Source organism: Deinococcus piscis, assembly GCF_014653275.1.
In the GTDB taxonomy this organism is placed as follows: Bacteria; Deinococcota; Deinococci; order Deinococcales; family Deinococcaceae; genus Deinococcus; species Deinococcus piscis.
In genome coordinates this window covers 1-14,593 of the sequence record NZ_BNAL01000032.1, presented here as the reverse complement: position 1 = coordinate 14,593, position 14,593 = coordinate 1, and the positions used below count along the sequence as shown (strand labels likewise).

Annotated in this window: 16 protein-coding genes and 2 pseudogenes; 10 read left to right on the top strand and 8 right to left on the bottom strand. The window is 56.1% G+C overall.

The window, feature by feature from the left end; all coding sequences use genetic code 11:
• The first annotated feature begins 107 nt into the window (after nucleotides 1-107).
• Complete coding sequence (locus IE158_RS10990; RefSeq protein WP_189643753.1) at nucleotides 108-815, top strand: hypothetical protein; 708 nt, start codon at nucleotides 108-110, stop codon at nucleotides 813-815.
• Between the two features lie 41 nt (nucleotides 816-856).
• Here the strand turns inward: IE158_RS10990 and IE158_RS10985 are convergent, their stop codons facing one another.
• From IE158_RS10985 to IE158_RS13630, 4 genes and pseudogenes are all read right to left on the bottom strand, one after another.
• Entirely contained in the window at nucleotides 857-1,246 is a 390-nt protein-coding gene (locus IE158_RS10985; RefSeq protein ID WP_189643752.1) for a hypothetical protein, read from the bottom strand.
• Between the two features lie 166 nt (nucleotides 1,247-1,412).
• A pseudogene (locus IE158_RS10980) lies at nucleotides 1,413-2,231 on the bottom strand (IS3 family transposase); the annotation flags it as partial.
• A gap of 20 nt (nucleotides 2,232-2,251) precedes the next feature.
• Nucleotides 2,252-2,518 (bottom strand): IS66 family insertion sequence element accessory protein TnpA, encoded by a 267-nt coding sequence (tnpA, locus tag IE158_RS10975; RefSeq protein WP_189643751.1) that lies wholly within the window; start codon nucleotides 2,516-2,518, stop codon nucleotides 2,252-2,254.
• A gap of 236 nt (nucleotides 2,519-2,754) precedes the next feature.
• On the bottom strand, nucleotides 2,755-3,708 hold the full coding sequence (locus IE158_RS13630) for a hypothetical protein (protein ID WP_229839081.1): 954 nt from the start codon (nucleotides 3,706-3,708) through the stop codon (nucleotides 2,755-2,757).
• 1,189 nt (nucleotides 3,709-4,897) lie between these two features.
• On the opposite strand from IE158_RS13630, the gene IE158_RS10965 reads away from it, so the two are divergent.
• From IE158_RS10965 to IE158_RS10930, 8 genes are all read left to right on the top strand, one after another.
• Nucleotides 4,898-5,857: a hypothetical protein gene (locus IE158_RS10965; RefSeq protein WP_189643750.1), complete on the top strand. Its 960-nt coding sequence runs from the start codon at nucleotides 4,898-4,900 to the stop codon at nucleotides 5,855-5,857.
• 71 nt (nucleotides 5,858-5,928) lie between these two features.
• Nucleotides 5,929-6,339, top strand: coding sequence for a hypothetical protein (locus tag IE158_RS10960; RefSeq protein WP_229839080.1), 411 nt, complete (start codon nucleotides 5,929-5,931; stop codon nucleotides 6,337-6,339).
• A gap of 468 nt (nucleotides 6,340-6,807) precedes the next feature.
• Complete coding sequence (locus IE158_RS10955) at nucleotides 6,808-8,001, top strand: hypothetical protein (protein ID WP_189643748.1); 1,194 nt, start codon at nucleotides 6,808-6,810, stop codon at nucleotides 7,999-8,001.
• Between the two features lie 290 nt (nucleotides 8,002-8,291).
• The gene (locus IE158_RS10950) at nucleotides 8,292-9,053 is read left to right on the top strand and encodes a ParA family protein (protein WP_189643747.1); all 762 of its coding nucleotides are present in this window, start codon (nucleotides 8,292-8,294) and stop codon (nucleotides 9,051-9,053) included.
• Entirely contained in the window at nucleotides 9,050-9,940 is an 891-nt protein-coding gene (locus tag IE158_RS10945) for a ParB/RepB/Spo0J family partition protein (protein ID WP_189643746.1), read from the top strand. Before IE158_RS10950 ends, IE158_RS10945 begins: the two co-directional genes overlap by 4 nt.
• Before the next feature lie 94 nt (nucleotides 9,941-10,034).
• Entirely contained in the window at nucleotides 10,035-11,726 is a 1,692-nt protein-coding gene (locus IE158_RS10940; protein WP_189643745.1) for an MBL fold metallo-hydrolase, read from the top strand.
• A 33-nt stretch (nucleotides 11,727-11,759) separates the two neighbouring features.
• A complete protein-coding gene (locus IE158_RS10935) occupies nucleotides 11,760-11,921 on the top strand; it encodes a type II toxin-antitoxin system HicB family antitoxin (RefSeq protein ID WP_189643744.1) in 162 nt (53 codons plus the stop codon).
• Nucleotides 11,918-12,088, top strand: a complete 171-nt coding sequence (locus IE158_RS10930) for a hypothetical protein (protein WP_189643743.1) — start codon at nucleotides 11,918-11,920, stop codon at nucleotides 12,086-12,088. Before IE158_RS10935 ends, IE158_RS10930 begins: the two co-directional genes overlap by 4 nt.
• A gap of 48 nt (nucleotides 12,089-12,136) precedes the next feature.
• Here the strand turns inward: IE158_RS10930 and IE158_RS10925 are convergent, their stop codons facing one another.
• The 3 genes and pseudogenes from IE158_RS10925 to IE158_RS10915 form a co-directional block, all read right to left on the bottom strand.
• Nucleotides 12,137-12,592: a hypothetical protein gene (locus tag IE158_RS10925; protein WP_189643768.1), complete on the bottom strand. Its 456-nt coding sequence runs from the start codon at nucleotides 12,590-12,592 to the stop codon at nucleotides 12,137-12,139.
• Between the two features lie 243 nt (nucleotides 12,593-12,835).
• Nucleotides 12,836-13,009 (bottom strand): annotated as a pseudogene (locus tag IE158_RS13625) (HNH endonuclease); the annotation flags it as partial.
• Nucleotides 13,006-13,464 (bottom strand): hypothetical protein, encoded by a 459-nt coding sequence (locus IE158_RS10915; protein WP_189643742.1) that lies wholly within the window; start codon nucleotides 13,462-13,464, stop codon nucleotides 13,006-13,008. The pseudogene IE158_RS13625 and the gene IE158_RS10915, both read right to left, overlap by 4 nt.
• Nucleotides 13,465-13,645: 181 nt before the next feature.
• Here IE158_RS10915 and IE158_RS13775 point away from each other — a divergent pair, with 181 nt between their 5' ends.
• On the top strand, nucleotides 13,646-13,744 hold the full coding sequence (locus IE158_RS13775; protein ID WP_189643741.1) for an excalibur calcium-binding domain-containing protein: 99 nt from the start codon (nucleotides 13,646-13,648) through the stop codon (nucleotides 13,742-13,744).
• Nucleotides 13,745-14,091: 347 nt separating this feature from the next.
• Here the strand turns inward: IE158_RS13775 and IE158_RS10905 are convergent.
• Nucleotides 14,092-14,593: IS630 family transposase (locus IE158_RS10905; RefSeq protein WP_189643740.1), on the bottom strand; the 502-nt coding region annotated here is incomplete at its 5' end.

Sequence of the window (14,593 nt, the reverse complement as noted above, 5' to 3'; positions counted from 1 at the left end):
GACACGCTCTGAGTCGAACATTGTCATCTGCCACCAGTTGAACTATATATTCATCTTCTCACTTTTCTTAGGAAGTTTGGGGCAATTCTTTGAATGAGGTGAGCAATATGAAAAAGGTGATTGGCTTATTCTGTTTGGCAGCAGCACTTGCTTCATGTGGAGGAGCTTTACCCCCACATTCTTCTAGCGTCAGCGTCGAGAACTCGACAGCAACTTCTAAAACTGAAATAGTTTTACAAGATGAGCCTGGCATAAGAGTGACTACTCCCTCTTTGGAACCTGTACTTATTAAGGAAGGCGACGAAGAGAAAGTTGAGACTCTAGAATACGATATGGATCTTTCTAAGGTCCAAGTTCCTGAAAGATTTACATCGCCCGTTCTTTATGATGCAACTATTGATCAGTCAGGACTCACATCTCAAGCCACGGTTGTAAAAACACAGTACGAAGCCGTTAAAAGTTTTACGACAAACACGGTCTCTCCTAATCAGACGAGACGTGTGGGCCCACAAACAGTAACGGTGAATGCGGCGGGAGAATATAACTTCTCTATTAGCGCTGACGGCTCAATTCGACTAATCAGAGTTTCTGGTGGCGGATCAGTTAAGGTAGGCGTTGGTGGTTCCTACTCCGCTACTAAATACGCCTGTGCTGCCTTCGAAACCCAAACTATCACTAGATGGATTAGGTTTGAACAGTTCAACTATTACTCTGATGGACGCAAGGTAGCTACTGGGGCTTACCATAATGAGAAGCAGCCCAGCCAGTACGGCGATTCAACGACCAGACGAGTAGGCAGTTGGACAGTTTGCTAGTTTACCAATAACAAAGGTGCTCAATTAATTGAGCACCTTTGTTATTGGTAAACTACTGAGCAAATGAGCGTACCTGTCTTTATGTTTTTAATAGAAAATGTATAATATCTATTTTTATATCCACTTGACTTATACGTCAATACCGTATAGTTGTTTAAAGTCTTCTTAGATATGTATTCCATTCCAAGCATACTCATATAACTCAAATCCATTTTTGAGACTGCATCTTTTAAAGTTGCACTTGATTCTACAAAATCATAGTGTAACACTCTATAACCTATTGGTACTGCTTGACCTTGACAAGTACCATTTTTAACCTCACCGAAGTCTTTTAAAATTTCCATATTCTTCATATCAACAGCTTGTGCGGTTGAAAGTGAAATTATCAAGAAAGCTGGGCCCAAGAAGTTTTTTAATCTGTTGTTCTTCATACTGCAATTATGACGTAAAGACCATCAAGAACATCTATCTTTTATTAGAAAAATAAGAAACGCTGTTTATCGATAACGGCGTGAGTCGGCATCTAAGTAGCTGTTGGGTATAGAGGGGTGACTGGGCAGCCCCCTTTGTTTGGACAAATCTAAATAGAGGCCCAGCTCAGGGGGAGTATACCGTGCTGGGCATTGCTTCCTGATATTTAGCCAGGAATTCTTCCGGAGTCAGATAGTCCAGGGATGAGTGGGGTCTTTCATGGTTATAGAAGCGCCTCCAGTCGTCAAGGATGACTTGTGCGTGCCTGACGGAGAAGAAGGCCTCCCTATTCAGGCATTCCACTCGCAGCCGCGAGTGAAATGATTCAGCGAATCCGTTCTGCCAGGGTTTACCAGGTTCGATGTAACGGGTTTGGATGTCCTGTCCAGCCAACCAGAGAGTCAGGTCATGGGCGATAAATTCAGGTCCGTTGTCGCTCCGTACAAACGCTGGTGGGCCGTGCAGGGTCATCAGTTCCTCCAGGGTCTGCCGTACCTTCTGAGCTGTGAAGCTGTGGTCTGCACGCAGAGCCAGACAGCGACGAGTGAACTCGTCTTTGACGGTCAGGATGCGGATGGCGCTGCCATCCTCCAGACGCTCATGGACGAAATCGTAGGCCCAAACCTCGTTTGGGCAAGTAGCTGTTTGCGGAACCTGCTGTCCTGTACGAATTTTCTTGGATGGTTTGCCTTTCTGAGTCAGATGTTCGTGTTGCCAGATGCGGTGCACACGTTTGCGGCCTACCTGCCAGCCTTCACGACAGAGCAGTTTGTGGATAAAGCGGTAACCACGGGCCGGATGCTCCAGGGCCAGTTCACGAATGCGGGCCGTGAGCTTGGCGACATCAGGTGTTCGTGGTTGGTAGTAGAAGCTGGAAGGAGGCAAGCTCGCCAGTTCGCAGGCCCGTTTCTGGGTCAGTCCCTTACTGTGAAGCTGCTGGGCAGCTTCACGTCTCTGACCCGTGGTTACCGCTTTTTTGCCAGGACATCCTTCATGGCTTCCAGCTCAAACTGTTGCTGGCCCACGAGTCGCAGGAGGCGCTCGTTTTCTCGTTGAAGACGGCGAAGGAGTTTAGCCTGGTCACTGGACGTGTCACCAAATTTCTTCTTCCAGCTGTAAAAGGAAGCAGTGCTGCATCCATGCTTGCGGCACACCTCTTCGGTGGATAGCTCGCCCTGCTGGGCTTCTTTCAAGATGGCAATAATCTGGTCGTCGGTGAACTTTTTCTTCATAGGGATGGCTCGCTTTCAGCCTGCCACAAGGCAGGCGGGGACTTGGCCGAATCCTCTATTTAGATTTGTCCAGTTTTAGGGGAGCACTCCACTACGGAATCTTCGAACGTGGCTTGAAGGATTTTCCGTACCACTACCATGAAGTGGCTTGCTCAACGTGCTGTACGCAGATCAACACCTACTGATCAATGCAGACTACTGTTGTTCTCAAGAGACAGAAGCGCCTCAAACGGCGATTACTCCCCTGCTATCGCCTCCTGCTGTGCCTGTTTCAACTTTGATGGAATCTTCTCCGGGTTGTATCGCCAGGGCACGACGTATTTCTCCACCACCCGCTGCGCCTCTTTTGCCTTACGGTGGCGCACGCTGGTAAGCCACAGCCTCACCCTTTTGCGGACTTCGGTGTCGTAAGCGCTGTAGGTGTCCGACTCCACGAAGGCCCACCGTTTAAGGGCAATCAATTCCCTGGTCACCGCATTGACCCCTTTAATCAGCTCGGCTTCCTTCTTCCAGGCGGCCAGCGTTCCCGCAGGGGAACGCTCGTAGAAGTGCTTCTTGCTGGTCATCTCGTGGATAATCTTCAGCTTGAGCCGCACGAAGTCGCGGTTGACCTGCAAGGAAAGCCGTCCCTCAGCGAGGGTTTGGTCTGGCCTTCCAGGTTTTGCTTCAGCCCGGCCCAGCTTCTGGTCACTGAACTCGGGCCGCCAGCGAATGATGAACGGCAGCAGCCGGATGCTGGCCGAGCACCGCAGATCTTTTAGCTCTGGCAGGCCCCGGTACTTGGCCTTCCTCCCCAGAATCACCCACCCTTCCGGCACCGGGATGACCCGACTGCCTTTGACCGCTGTTGGCCCCTGCTCCCGATGCGCCAGGACATCCGGTGAAGCCTCGTCTGGCTGAAAACGGAAGTTCTTCCGCTGCCACTCGGCCCTTTCTTCCTCGGTCAGCTCCGCGAGCGTCAACCCTTGCAGGTATCCGTCCAGTGCTCGGTCTTCCAGCTCCATTGAAGTCAGCCAGCGTTCCTGCTCCATCCTTCGCTGTCCTTTGCTTTTCCTCCGTTCTGGGTCACGTTCCTGTTCCTGGCTGAGCGGAACAAGTACACCGTGGGTGTACTTGTTGGACTGACGCAGCACCAGAATCAGGGGCCAGTAGTCCTCGACGCGGTAGCGGTAGCGGGTCCAGATGGGCATACAAAAAAGGTTCTCCTGTTGTGACTTCCAAAAATCGGCCTCAATAAAAAAAGGGTGACCACGAAGAGTCATTCGGTCGCTGCGTCATCGGAGGGTGAGAAATCCTCCTGGTGCAGGTCACGTATAGTCACCACTGAGTTCCAATCACTTGCCTGGCCCCCTTCATCTGAACAGTTACACAACTATCCCGACTACTACGGTGCCTCTGTCGCTCTACTTTCCGGTGCTTTCTCCACGCCAGTTTCCCGGTGTGTTATTCAGCAAAACATCCAGGTTTTTTCGCACCCCTGAAGTTCCCGACCACCTAATGACAGTGGCAGGCCGACACCTACAGATATCCCCAGAAGGCGTATCCATCGATGCGTAAAACGATCCCATGCTTCCAAGGTTGTCTTCATAGACAGGGAGGGTGACCACGTTTTGTCGCGTAGCCCTTTTTTGGAGACTCCCCCGAGGTTCAGTATCCATACGTAGCGTACGGGCTGCATCACTAATCTGTGCGCTCTTGATGTGAGGTGAAAGCCGGAAAGCCCCCCCACCTGCAGCCAAATCTGTTCTTCCCCTCAGCTTCTGCATCTCTTTGCCAGTTCCTAGCTGGCTCACCCTATGTCTCTCATCCGGTCCCTTAGGGGCCATCATCCTATGCGGGGACGCCGACCTTCTCGACCTTCAGAGCAACTGCCAGAGCTGGCAGCGGTTGGCTGATGAATCTGAACGTGGTTCTTCTTCATTCCAACTTCCAAACCTTAGTACATGGCGGACGGCTCTTCTCTACTCTTTACGACTCAACTCCAACAGCTGTGACATCTCTCCAAGCCTCAACCTGAACCTCAACGAAGCCCCAGTTCAGCTTTACTGTTCACTCCAAGCATGGCTTTCAGCCATGCGACCACCGACTTCTTTTTCTTCATGCCGATAGACCCACCCCTGAGGGCAGCCCCCGGCCCAAACCGTGCAGGCATCTCTTAAACGCACACGGCTTTCCAGCCTGATGACTGGACTCTCCACCGGCTCTCACCCCGGTGTTTGACTGCGGCTCCTCACGTAACCGAAAGGGACTCTTCGTAGTCAAATGAAGAATAGCAAAGCAAAAAGGCCAATTGTACCTGCCCAGTACATATCCGACTTTCTTTTATAAACCCCTCCCAACCACCTTGCCTCCAACCCCTCCATCAGCATAAGCTAAAGCATGGATTCCGCTGCCGACAAAATTCAGTCCCCGTTGACCCCTGGTCGCTGGCAGGCCCAGCGGGGCCTAGGAAATGTCGAGACCTTACGGCAAATGCTGGTGTATCTGGAGCGAGAATATGACCTTGAACTGAAGCCCGATGCCACCCAGGGTCGGCTGATTAATGCGGAGCTGGATAGGCTGCTGGTCGAAGCCTTTCAGCGAGCAAAACGCGAAGAAAAATCACCCCTGAGTACCTTCCAAGAAGCCCTTGAACAGCTGGCCGAAGCTGGTGAACTTGAACGCTTAAGTCCAGTTACCAAATCGCCTGAACATACCTCGGCCGACCACGCGGAATTGGTGCTCGAAATTCGTCAGGAAATGCGGGCTGTCCTCCAAGATTTTCTGGCCGAACAGCGCCTCTTGGCCGAACAAGAACGCGAAGATCAGCGTCAACTCTGGAATAAAAAGTGGGAACATTCTTTGCGAAAAGCGGAGGCTAGTTTTGCTCAAAAATTGCAGGAAGCGGAGGCGAGTTACGACCTTACCTTACAGCAAGTTTCCGCGAAACGGCAGGCTGATGCCGAGCTGCTGAAGCAGCTCGATGGGTCATTCACCGAGATGCGCAGCCAAGTCATCCGCATGAAGAAGTTGCTGGAAGAACGTGAGTGGGAAGTCAGTGAAGCCAAGGAGATGAATGCCCAGTTGGAGAAGCTCACACAGACGACACACACCGTAGTCAGGCAGCAACAGCAGGCGGGCTTGACCCTGCAAAAAGGACTGGGAGAAACCCTGAATCAAGCTGAGAAGATGCGACTGCTGTTGCCGGCACAAGTATCGCTGGGAGTGGTTGCAGGAGTGATGCTCACCTCCTTGCTGCACCTGGCTTTTCCGTCAAAGTTCCAGACCATTGGGAATGCCATGCTATTGCTGTCAGCCACCATCTTCATGGTGGCCATCTGGTGGTGGAAAAAAGACTAGAAGTCGGGTCACTGCCCCGTCACGCACTGGCAAAATTTCCCTAACCGCGCCACTATAGACAGATGCCGAGAGTGTCCAAAAAGCAAGCCAGAACCCCTGACCGTTTCGAGGTGTTTGAAGTGACGACCCCTGAGGGAGAGACCCGCAGGCTGCATGTCACTGAAGTGAAGGAACTGATGACCGAGCTGGGCGAGCTGCTTCCCCAGTTGGAGAAGGCGGCCCTGAAAGGGGCCGCCCTGCTGGCCTTCCATGAGCGGGCCACCCTGGAAACCAAACAGTGGAGCATCCGCCGAATCGGGGCAATGGTGCTGCAGGAAGATGACAACAACTTCCCAGCCAATCGGGGAGCTCGTACGGGCCGCCCGAAGCAGGCCAGCGTCCGCAGTGAGAAGTCAAGCCAGGATCCGGACGCCTTGCTGCAGCCTGCTGAACCCGTACAGCTGACTCCAGAAGATTCCCAAGCCCAAGCACCCTTGCTCTGAGAACACGCCAAGTACTCTGACGCATGGAGGGGGGGGCCCGAAGCCTCCCCTCCATGCGTCTTTAGCCGATTTTCATACAGGCTGCCCCGTGTTCGGTTGCATTTCAAACCCTCGCACACTGACCATCAATCTATGTGGCCCCCGCAAACAGTTGCACTCCCCTCCGTGGCTGGTGATACAATTCCTTCAACCCGAATTGGCGAGATACCAATAGGGAACCCCCCAACCGCTGAAGTTTGGCGACCGATGCGGAAGGGGGATTGGAATCCTTAACAAGTTAAGCTTGCTGTTCTGTCAGAGAGCGGCGGGCGTCTCTACACACAGTGTACGCGGGCTGTGTGTGCTGGTCAACAACCAGCCGAGCTGCGTAGGAGCCCAAGTGACTGTGGAGTGCCGTCCAGGTCGTTCAGCGCGTGTCCCCCTTCTTCGTCTCTCCCCTGTAGCCCATGTGCCCTGCTGGAGCGGTCTATGACCCTTCGTGTGCGGCAGGCTGGTCTGTTCCCAATAGACCCCGAGATCCAGCAGCAGCGAACGGAAGCGACGACCAAGAAATTCTTAGCGATGATCCCGCCTGCTCTTAAAGGGACTGAGACGTTGGCAGAGCCGCTTCTACCCCTGCCCAAGGTGGCCGACGTAGCCGCGCCACCTGTCCCTGTACCGATGGTCAGTGCCGGTAGTCTTCAGCTCAACCCCCTGGACACCCTGACCGAGTGCCTGGACACCGCCGAGTGCCCGGCCACCGCCCGCCGGATTTACCGGCTGCTGTTTCGCATTGGCCTCACGGTCCTGCGTCAGCGCGGACTGCACGAGCAGCACGCGACCCAGGTCAGCTTCCACTTGCCGCTCGACCTCATCGCCGCCCACTTGGAAGTGAACCGCTCGACGGTCTGGCGCAACCTGCGCCCGCTGGAAAAGGTAGGCGTGCTGCACCAGCGCGACCACTACGGCACCCTGCGCGGGCAGACCGCCGTGACCGGCAAGGTCTGGGCGCTGTCCTTGCGTCCGCACGAAGTTCTCGCGGGCACTCGTGAACCCGTCAAAGTTCGCCATGACGACCTTATCGGCGTGCGCTGGCGTGACCTCGATGCAGATGCCCGAAAGGGCCGCACCGCCTGGGCCGAGCTGGAACGGGTCAAAGCCGGGAAAGCTGCCGAAGCGGAAATGCTGTCCCAGGGCCAGCTTTTCCAGTTGCAACAGTCACAAGAAGCTGAAAGGGCAGTAGTGAGTGAAAAAACCTTGTTGGCATGGGCGTTAGCCCCGTTTTTGCCCGATTCCCCTGGCGTTACACTGACTGATGCATTCGCCTTTTTCGGCGGCCTGGACACTGTTTATGCGGTGCCGGCCCTCATCGGGCTGCCGAAAGCCGAGCGCAGCGCCGCTGTCAGTGAGTGCGCCCGCCAACTGGCGGCCACTTTTGGGGACACCGGGAACCAGCGTTTCTGGTGCTGGCTGCTGTGGCAAATGCTGCGCCTGCGCGACCAGGGCCAGGACGTGAGCGAGGACATTGCAGGCGTCCTGGCACGGGTTTTTCAAGACTTGAAGACTTATCCAGCTAAGAAAGCGGCAGCCGTCGTGGTGTCGGAACTGATCGGCGCGGGCCTATACGACCGGCTCAGGCTAGCAGGCAACCATCGTGTCGGAGGTCCGCCGCCAGCGGCTTAGCTCTGACCTGACAACTTGGCCTTAGCCCCACCGCCGATGCCCTGAGCGTTCGCGGATGATCTAGCACGCCCCGCTGCCGTGTGCCGTGCAACATACGAGTTTTTGCCGTGCTGGACGGTGTGTTACGCGGGATCGTCTTTTTTCGGAATCTAATGGTAAACCGATAAGGACTAAGCGAGAGCCTGTCTGCAGAGTTGATGTCAAGAACTTTAGTTTTGCCTAAATGTAAGGGCTCCTTCCCCCTGTCTTGTTCTGACCAGTCAGAACAGTAGCTGCGCTAGGCTGACTATGTGATTACTGCGACCGTGTTCAACCATGCTGGCGGGGCCGGAAAAACCAGTGTGACTCGTGACGTGGGCTATGAACTGTCTAAACGAGGTCAACGGGTGCTGCTGGTTGATCTGGATCCACAGGCCAACTTGACCTCCTGGCTAGGTATTCGCAACGTGAGCCTGGACCGTACGGTGTTTCATGTGGCTGTAGAAGGAACCCCATTGCCAGAACCGCTGCATGTTTTTGGGCTTGATCTGATTCCCTCTCAGGTTGACCTGGCCCTTGCGGAGGCGCAGATGCTCGGTCAACCTGGAGCGCACTTTGCTCTGGCACAGGCGTTAGAACCCGTTGCCCAAAAGTACGATGTCGTTCTGGTGGACAGTCCACCCAGCATCGGTCAACTGGCGATTCTGGGAGCTGGCGCAGCGGACCGGTTGCTAGTGCCTATTCCTACCCGGGCCAAAGGCCTGGACGCGATGCCCGGTTTACAGAAGGCGACCAGCCTATACCGCCGTCTACGTAGAGACCTAACTGTCGCTCTCTATATTCCTACCTTGTACGACGCTCGGCGCAGCCATGACCGGGAAGTCTTGGAAGTCCTAAGGCAGCACCTCTCGCCTATGAGCGAGCCGATGCCTCAGCGGGAAGCCGTATGGCTAGATAGCAACTCCGCCGGCGAACCAGTTGGTGTCTACGCACCAAGCAGTCCTGTTTATCAGGATGTCCAGAGATTGACCGATGAAGTGGCACAGGCGCTCGGACTGGAGATTCAGGCATGAGCCGTAGGAAGAGTCCTATCCATTATGAGGGTCTGAGCGGGCTGCTTGGTGCTTCGGCAGAGCTGACCAGGAGGCCTGATTCTGAAATCTTCGCTCTAGTAGATCAACTGCGGCCTGGGCCAGCCCAGCCGCGGCGTGAATTCAACGAGGAAAAGCTGCTGGAACTGGCTCAGAGTATTGAAAAGCACGGCATCTTACAGCCTCTACTGGTCAGGATGGCCAGTGACGGGAACGGCTATGAAATTGTCGCTGGAGAAAGGCGTTGGCGTGCCGCACAATTGGCTAACGTAGTAGAAGTGCCTGTCGTAGTTCGAGAGATCACTGATGAGGAAGCCCGGCAGGTAGCCTTGATCGAAAACCTACAGCGCGAAGACCTCAACATGGTGGATGAGGTAGACGCCAAGCTAGAACTGGTAGCCGAGGTTCTGGGACTCACCCCCGAGGGAGCACGGGCCAGGCTGATGCAACTCCTTCGTGAACCGCGAGGTGAGCAGCACCAGATTCTCGAAGACCTTTTCGCGGCTCTGGGAGAAAGCTGGACCAATTTTGCCAAAAGCAAGCTCCGGATTCTGAATTGGCCGCAAACGATTCTGGATGCTGTGCGTCAGGGCCTACCCTACACCCTGGCTGGAGTCATTGTCACCGCGCCCATCACAGAACACGCCAGGCTCTTGCGGCAGGCTCAGACTGGGGCCAGCCGTGCAGAACTGAAAGCCGAGGTGCAGCGTCTCCGGGCGATAGGGAGGACTGACCGAGAGCCAGCCTTTCAGGTAGGCCACTTGCTGAGCAGCCGCAAATGGGTGGCCAGCCTGGCCCCACAGGAAAAAGAGGAAGTGGAGAGATGGCTAGCCCAGATGCCGGAGACTGTGCGGCGGGCGCTAGGGTAGGGTGAGCGCCGTCAGCGAGGAATGGCCGACTGAACCTTGCTGAGTCATCACTGCCAGAAACCAGGGGGAGCCCCCATCCGTTAGGCTGTCCCCCATGACGCAGTTTTCCTTTACTGGCCTGGGTGGCACCGATGAGGTGGGGGCCAGCTGCTACCTCTACCGCTTCACCGAAGGTCGCCTGCTGATTGATGCCGGTCTGCGTCCTGGGCAACTGGGAGACGCGGCCCTGCCACAGCTGGAGTTGCTCAAGGACAGTCCACCCGACGCTGTCATCCTGACCCACGCTCACCTAGACCACACTGCTGCCCTGCCGGTGGTCCTGCGGCGCTTTCCTAACCTCAGGGTGTACTGCACCTCAGCCACTGCCCGTCTGGCTGCCCTGACGCTGGCCGACACCTTCAAGATCGGGCAGCGGCAGGGCCAGCCCCTTTTTAGTGTCCGCGACCTGGACCGGACCTTGAAGGCCCTGACTCCGCTGGACTACTTCCAGCGGGTGGGTGATCATGGCTTCGCGTTCACGCTGTTCCCAGCAGGGCACCTGCTGGGTGGGGCCAGTGTGCTCTTAGAGTCCAGCGCCGGCACCGTCTTTCACACAGCGGACATCAACAACGTCGGCACCCATGTCACCCCGCCCGCCTGGCTGCCCACCGAGGTCACCCCGGTCGACGCGGTGGTGAGTGAGAGTACCTATGGCGATACCCTGCTCCCCGCCCGCAAGGAGCAAGTGCGCCGCTTCGTGGCTGCGGCAGGGGAGACGCTTAGCGAAGGTGGCAAGGTGCTGATTCCTTCGTTCGCATTGGGCCGGGCGCAGGACATTGCCCTGATTCTGCAAAGTGCCATCACGGGCAAGCAGCTTCCTTCCGTGCCGGTTTACCTGGACGGCCTGACCCGTGACGTGACCACGGCTTACGAGGAGATGCTGCCCTTATTGCCCGAAGCCCTGCAAAACCGCGCGGAGACTTCCCGGCAGCCACCGTTCCTGACAGGAACGGTGGGACTGGTGAAAAGCAAGGAGCAGCGCGAAAGCATCATCGGCAGTGCGGGGCCGGCCATCGTCATCTCTTCGAGTGGAATGCTGCACGCGGGGGTCAGCCCGCTGTACGCCCGCGAGTGGCTGCCCGACCCGAGCAATGCCCTGTTCATCGTGGGGTATCAGGACGCGGAAGCACCGGGTCGCCGGTTGCTAGAACTGGAGAACGGGGCAGAAGTGCTATTGCCTGACCCGTCCGGGGACGGCTTCAGTCCAGTCACGGCTTACTCAAAAGTGCAGCGCTACTACCTCTCAGCCCACGCAGATCAGGGCGGGCTGCTGGCGATGATTCACCGCTATGACCCGGGCAAGGTGGTGCTGACCCACGGGGAAGCGGCTCCACGGAACGCCCTGAAGAAGTTTCTGGATACCAAGAAGGAAGTGGCGCTGCCGGCTATCGGTGAAGAAGTCTCGCTCAAAGACGGGGGACGGAGACGTGGTGCTTTCTTCAGCAAAGCCGCCTTTGGCGGCTCCGCAGCCAAGGCCCGTGCCAGTGCCGCTCCTGAAGCGGTCAAGCAAAAGCACCGCAAGTTCCACACCGAGGTGAACTATGACCCGCAGCATCATGTTCTAGTCCTGCAACTGCCAGAGGATATCTCTGGCTCCCTGTTCGCGGACGGTACCTATACGGTGGAAGTGGTGCGCGGCCGACTGACCAAAGCCAAGCTGACCCAGCACCAGGAGCAGGGGACGGAGCCTACAGTGTCTGACCTCCCGGAGATGGAGCAGGCGGGTGATGAGCTGCTTGGTGAGTGACTGCCAGGCTGACCCCGACCTGGGGAGCCTCCTTTGGGCAACCCTGACGTAGTGGCAATTCCCCGCGAGCAGTTGAATGTACGGATTACCCCAGAGTTGAAGCGGGCTGCAGGTGCGGTGGCGGCGCTGAAGGGCCTGACCATGGGCGATGTGGTGGAACAGGCCCTGCTCAAGTACATTCAGGAGAATCTATGAAAGCAATGAGTTACCTTCTTATCCTGGTGGCCAGTCTGGGCATCGTGGCCGCTGTGCAGAATGCCTATAAGGCGGACAGTGTGTGGCCCATGCTGGGACATGGGGCCTTCGCCCTGCTCTGTCTGTTCTTGGTTGTCCGTGAGGTTCGGGCACTGTCTGGTCGCTAACGAGAGAAGCGTGGGGTGCTTTGCACCCCACGCTCCAGTGCAGCTGCCTTACGCCTTTTTACGGTTCCGCGCAGCGGGTTTGGCGGCAGGCTTCTTCGCACCACGGCTCTTGCCCAGCTGCTGGCCCTTCTCGAAGCTGGCCTGCATCTTCTCCTGGGTTTCACGGGCCAGGGCCTCGAAATCCACCAGACCGGCAGCCAGGGTTTCCTCAGTGACCTTGACCTGACCCCCCTGGCGGGAGACCGCCAGGTCCTTGTTCTGCTCTTCGAACCAGGCCTCAAACTCAGGCGTCACTTCAAAGAGCATCTCTTTGGTGTCTTTCTGGTAGGTGCCACTCTGTCCACGGCGGGTGTACTGCTTGGGCATCGTGAAGCGTTCGCCGGGCAGGTTGATGGCCTTGACCTCACCCGTCCTCACCGCTTCACGGAAGCGCTTGATAAACGTATCACTGCGCTGTGGGTTAACAAGCTCCTGAACCTGCTCACTGAGACGTTTGTAAGTCATGCCCGGAAGAATAAAGCCAGGCGGGATGATAAAGCTATTTTTCAACGGTGCAACCGGTGGGACAGCTCTTTTATGGCGGTGGCTTTGATTCCCGTTGCTGCCCCCAACCACCACAAACTCGAAAAGGGTTCCTTTTCGAGTGGCCCGTACCTCGTCATGCAGTTCAGGAAAAAGCATCGGCTGACCTGCTTTTTCCCTCCTAAGCACCCATTCAATGTGAGCATGGTAGGCCTGCGAAGGAAGAACCAGTAGATTATCTTCGCTGTTATTGGTCGAGTCGCCGTCCAGATGATGAACCACCTCGCCTGAAAGCAGTGGACGGCCTATCAGTTGCTCAGCAAGGTAGCGGTGAGCGGGAACCCGCTCTCCGGTCACTGGATGGCGAACCGTGGCGTATTTCTTCTTGCGGCGACTCATTGCTGATAAAAGGGACCAAGAGCATACTCAACGGACTCAGGACTTCTTTTGTACCAGACTTCTAAAGGCATATCGCGGTCCACAGGCACTGGATAACTCACCGTATGCCATTTAAAGTCAGGGTCGCTTTTTTGGGCCCTAACCTCATCTGCGCAGTCAAAGCTGAACTGTATCTTCTCTCTCAGGCTGACGTTGGGAATGGTGACGGTCCTCGTCTCCGCCTCAGCCAGACTTAAATTGAAGCTGGGAATCTGGCTCCTCACACCTATCTTAACCTGCTCGGTGGGGCAGGCCTGGTTGGTGTTGAGGTAGTGCAGGATGACCTTTACATCTCTGGGATGGTCCAGGCGCTGCTCTGCTTGCGGGGCTGGTCGGCAGAACGTCAGGAAGAGGAGCAGCCCCACCACCCAACGCGGTGTTCTGGAATTCTCCCGCAGATAGTCCAGCCAGGTCATAAGGGCATTGTGGCAGGTGGTCAGGTGAGATGGTGGCTCGGCTTCCCAGGTTCCGGAACTCAGCTCTCGCCTCGCTGGGAAGCACAGATGTGGAATGCTGGCAGCCGCTCTAGCTTTATCCTGACCAGGTACCTTCCCCTGCCCTGCTACTGGCCAGAGTTCAGCGTGGGATTGCCGCTCAATGCTTCTGCCCCGGACAAGCTGTGCCCTGGTGCGGTGTGGGCAGCCTGGGTACCGCGAGGCGATGGATAGGGATAAGAATGGGGTGGCCTGCGAATAGAGCCAGATGCTGTTCAGTGACCCCTGTCCAGTCCTCAGCGACGTTGTAACCCCAACTCTGGCCGGGCACGTTCATAACGGAGTTGGACAGTCTTCCCAGCATCCGTCTCTGTCGTGGCCGTGAGAATACCCTGGCGCATTTCAAGAATCGTTGTTTGACCTAAAGTGTGTCTGAAAAGTGGGGTGTCCTGGGTACTGCCAAGCAGCCACCAATGATTGATCTCAAGTAGCTCCGCCTCGAAATCCATCCCTGAGGGATTTCTTTCTCCATGAGGTCTGTTGAGGAAGTCGGAACCAGGGGAAGTCGGGGCACGACTCAAGCCCTGATCTGGACTTTTCAGACACACTTTATTGATAACGGCGTAGATTTGAGTTCATAAGATGGAGGGGCAGTTGAACATAGCGAACTCGTTGCCAAGCTCGATGTAGCTTTTCTTTGAGGGCTGAGACTGAATGAGCACAGAAATTGCCCAGCACATTTCGCTTGACGTACGCCCACACCAGTTCGATGGGATTCAGTTCTGGTGCGTAGGGTGGGAGGAAGACCAGGGAGAGGCGTTCGTGGCTTGCCACGAACGCCTGAGTCGATTTTGCGTGATGCGTTCTCGCGTTATCCAGCACCACGACGACGTTCCCCTGAACCTGGCGCAGCAGATGCTGAAAGAACCGGGTGACGTCCGCACTGCGAATCGCCCCGGATTTGGTGTGCTGGAAGAAGCGTCCGTCCGAGGTGATAGCGCCTATCGTGGAGAGCTTCTCCCAGTTCGCTCTGAGCCCCACCAAGGGCGTAACGCCCCTGGGTGACCACGTTCGCCTTCGCACGCCTTTCAGCGAGAAGCCGACCTCATCC

Coding starts and splice junctions, on each gene's coding strand:
- IE158_RS10990 (WP_189643753.1), top strand. CDS start 108: ATGAAAAAGGTGATTGGCTTATTCTGTTTGGCAGCAGCACTTGCTTCA.
- IE158_RS10985 (WP_189643752.1), bottom strand. CDS start 1,246: ATGAAGAACAACAGATTAAAAAACTTCTTGGGCCCAGCTTTCTTGATA.
- tnpA (WP_189643751.1), bottom strand. CDS start 2,518: ATGAAGAAAAAGTTCACCGACGACCAGATTATTGCCATCTTGAAAGAA.
- IE158_RS13630 (WP_229839081.1), bottom strand. CDS start 3,708: ATGCCCATCTGGACCCGCTACCGCTACCGCGTCGAGGACTACTGGCCC.
- IE158_RS10965 (WP_189643750.1), top strand. CDS start 4,898: ATGGATTCCGCTGCCGACAAAATTCAGTCCCCGTTGACCCCTGGTCGC.
- IE158_RS10955 (WP_189643748.1), top strand. CDS start 6,808: ATGACCCTTCGTGTGCGGCAGGCTGGTCTGTTCCCAATAGACCCCGAG.
- IE158_RS10945 (WP_189643746.1), top strand. CDS start 9,050: ATGAGCCGTAGGAAGAGTCCTATCCATTATGAGGGTCTGAGCGGGCTG.
- IE158_RS10940 (WP_189643745.1), top strand. CDS start 10,035: ATGACGCAGTTTTCCTTTACTGGCCTGGGTGGCACCGATGAGGTGGGG.
- IE158_RS10930 (WP_189643743.1), top strand. CDS start 11,918: ATGAAAGCAATGAGTTACCTTCTTATCCTGGTGGCCAGTCTGGGCATC.
- IE158_RS10925 (WP_189643768.1), bottom strand. CDS start 12,592: ATGACTTACAAACGTCTCAGTGAGCAGGTTCAGGAGCTTGTTAACCCA.
- IE158_RS10915 (WP_189643742.1), bottom strand. CDS start 13,464: ATGACCTGGCTGGACTATCTGCGGGAGAATTCCAGAACACCGCGTTGG.
- IE158_RS13775 (WP_189643741.1), top strand. CDS start 13,646: ATGCTTCTGCCCCGGACAAGCTGTGCCCTGGTGCGGTGTGGGCAGCCT.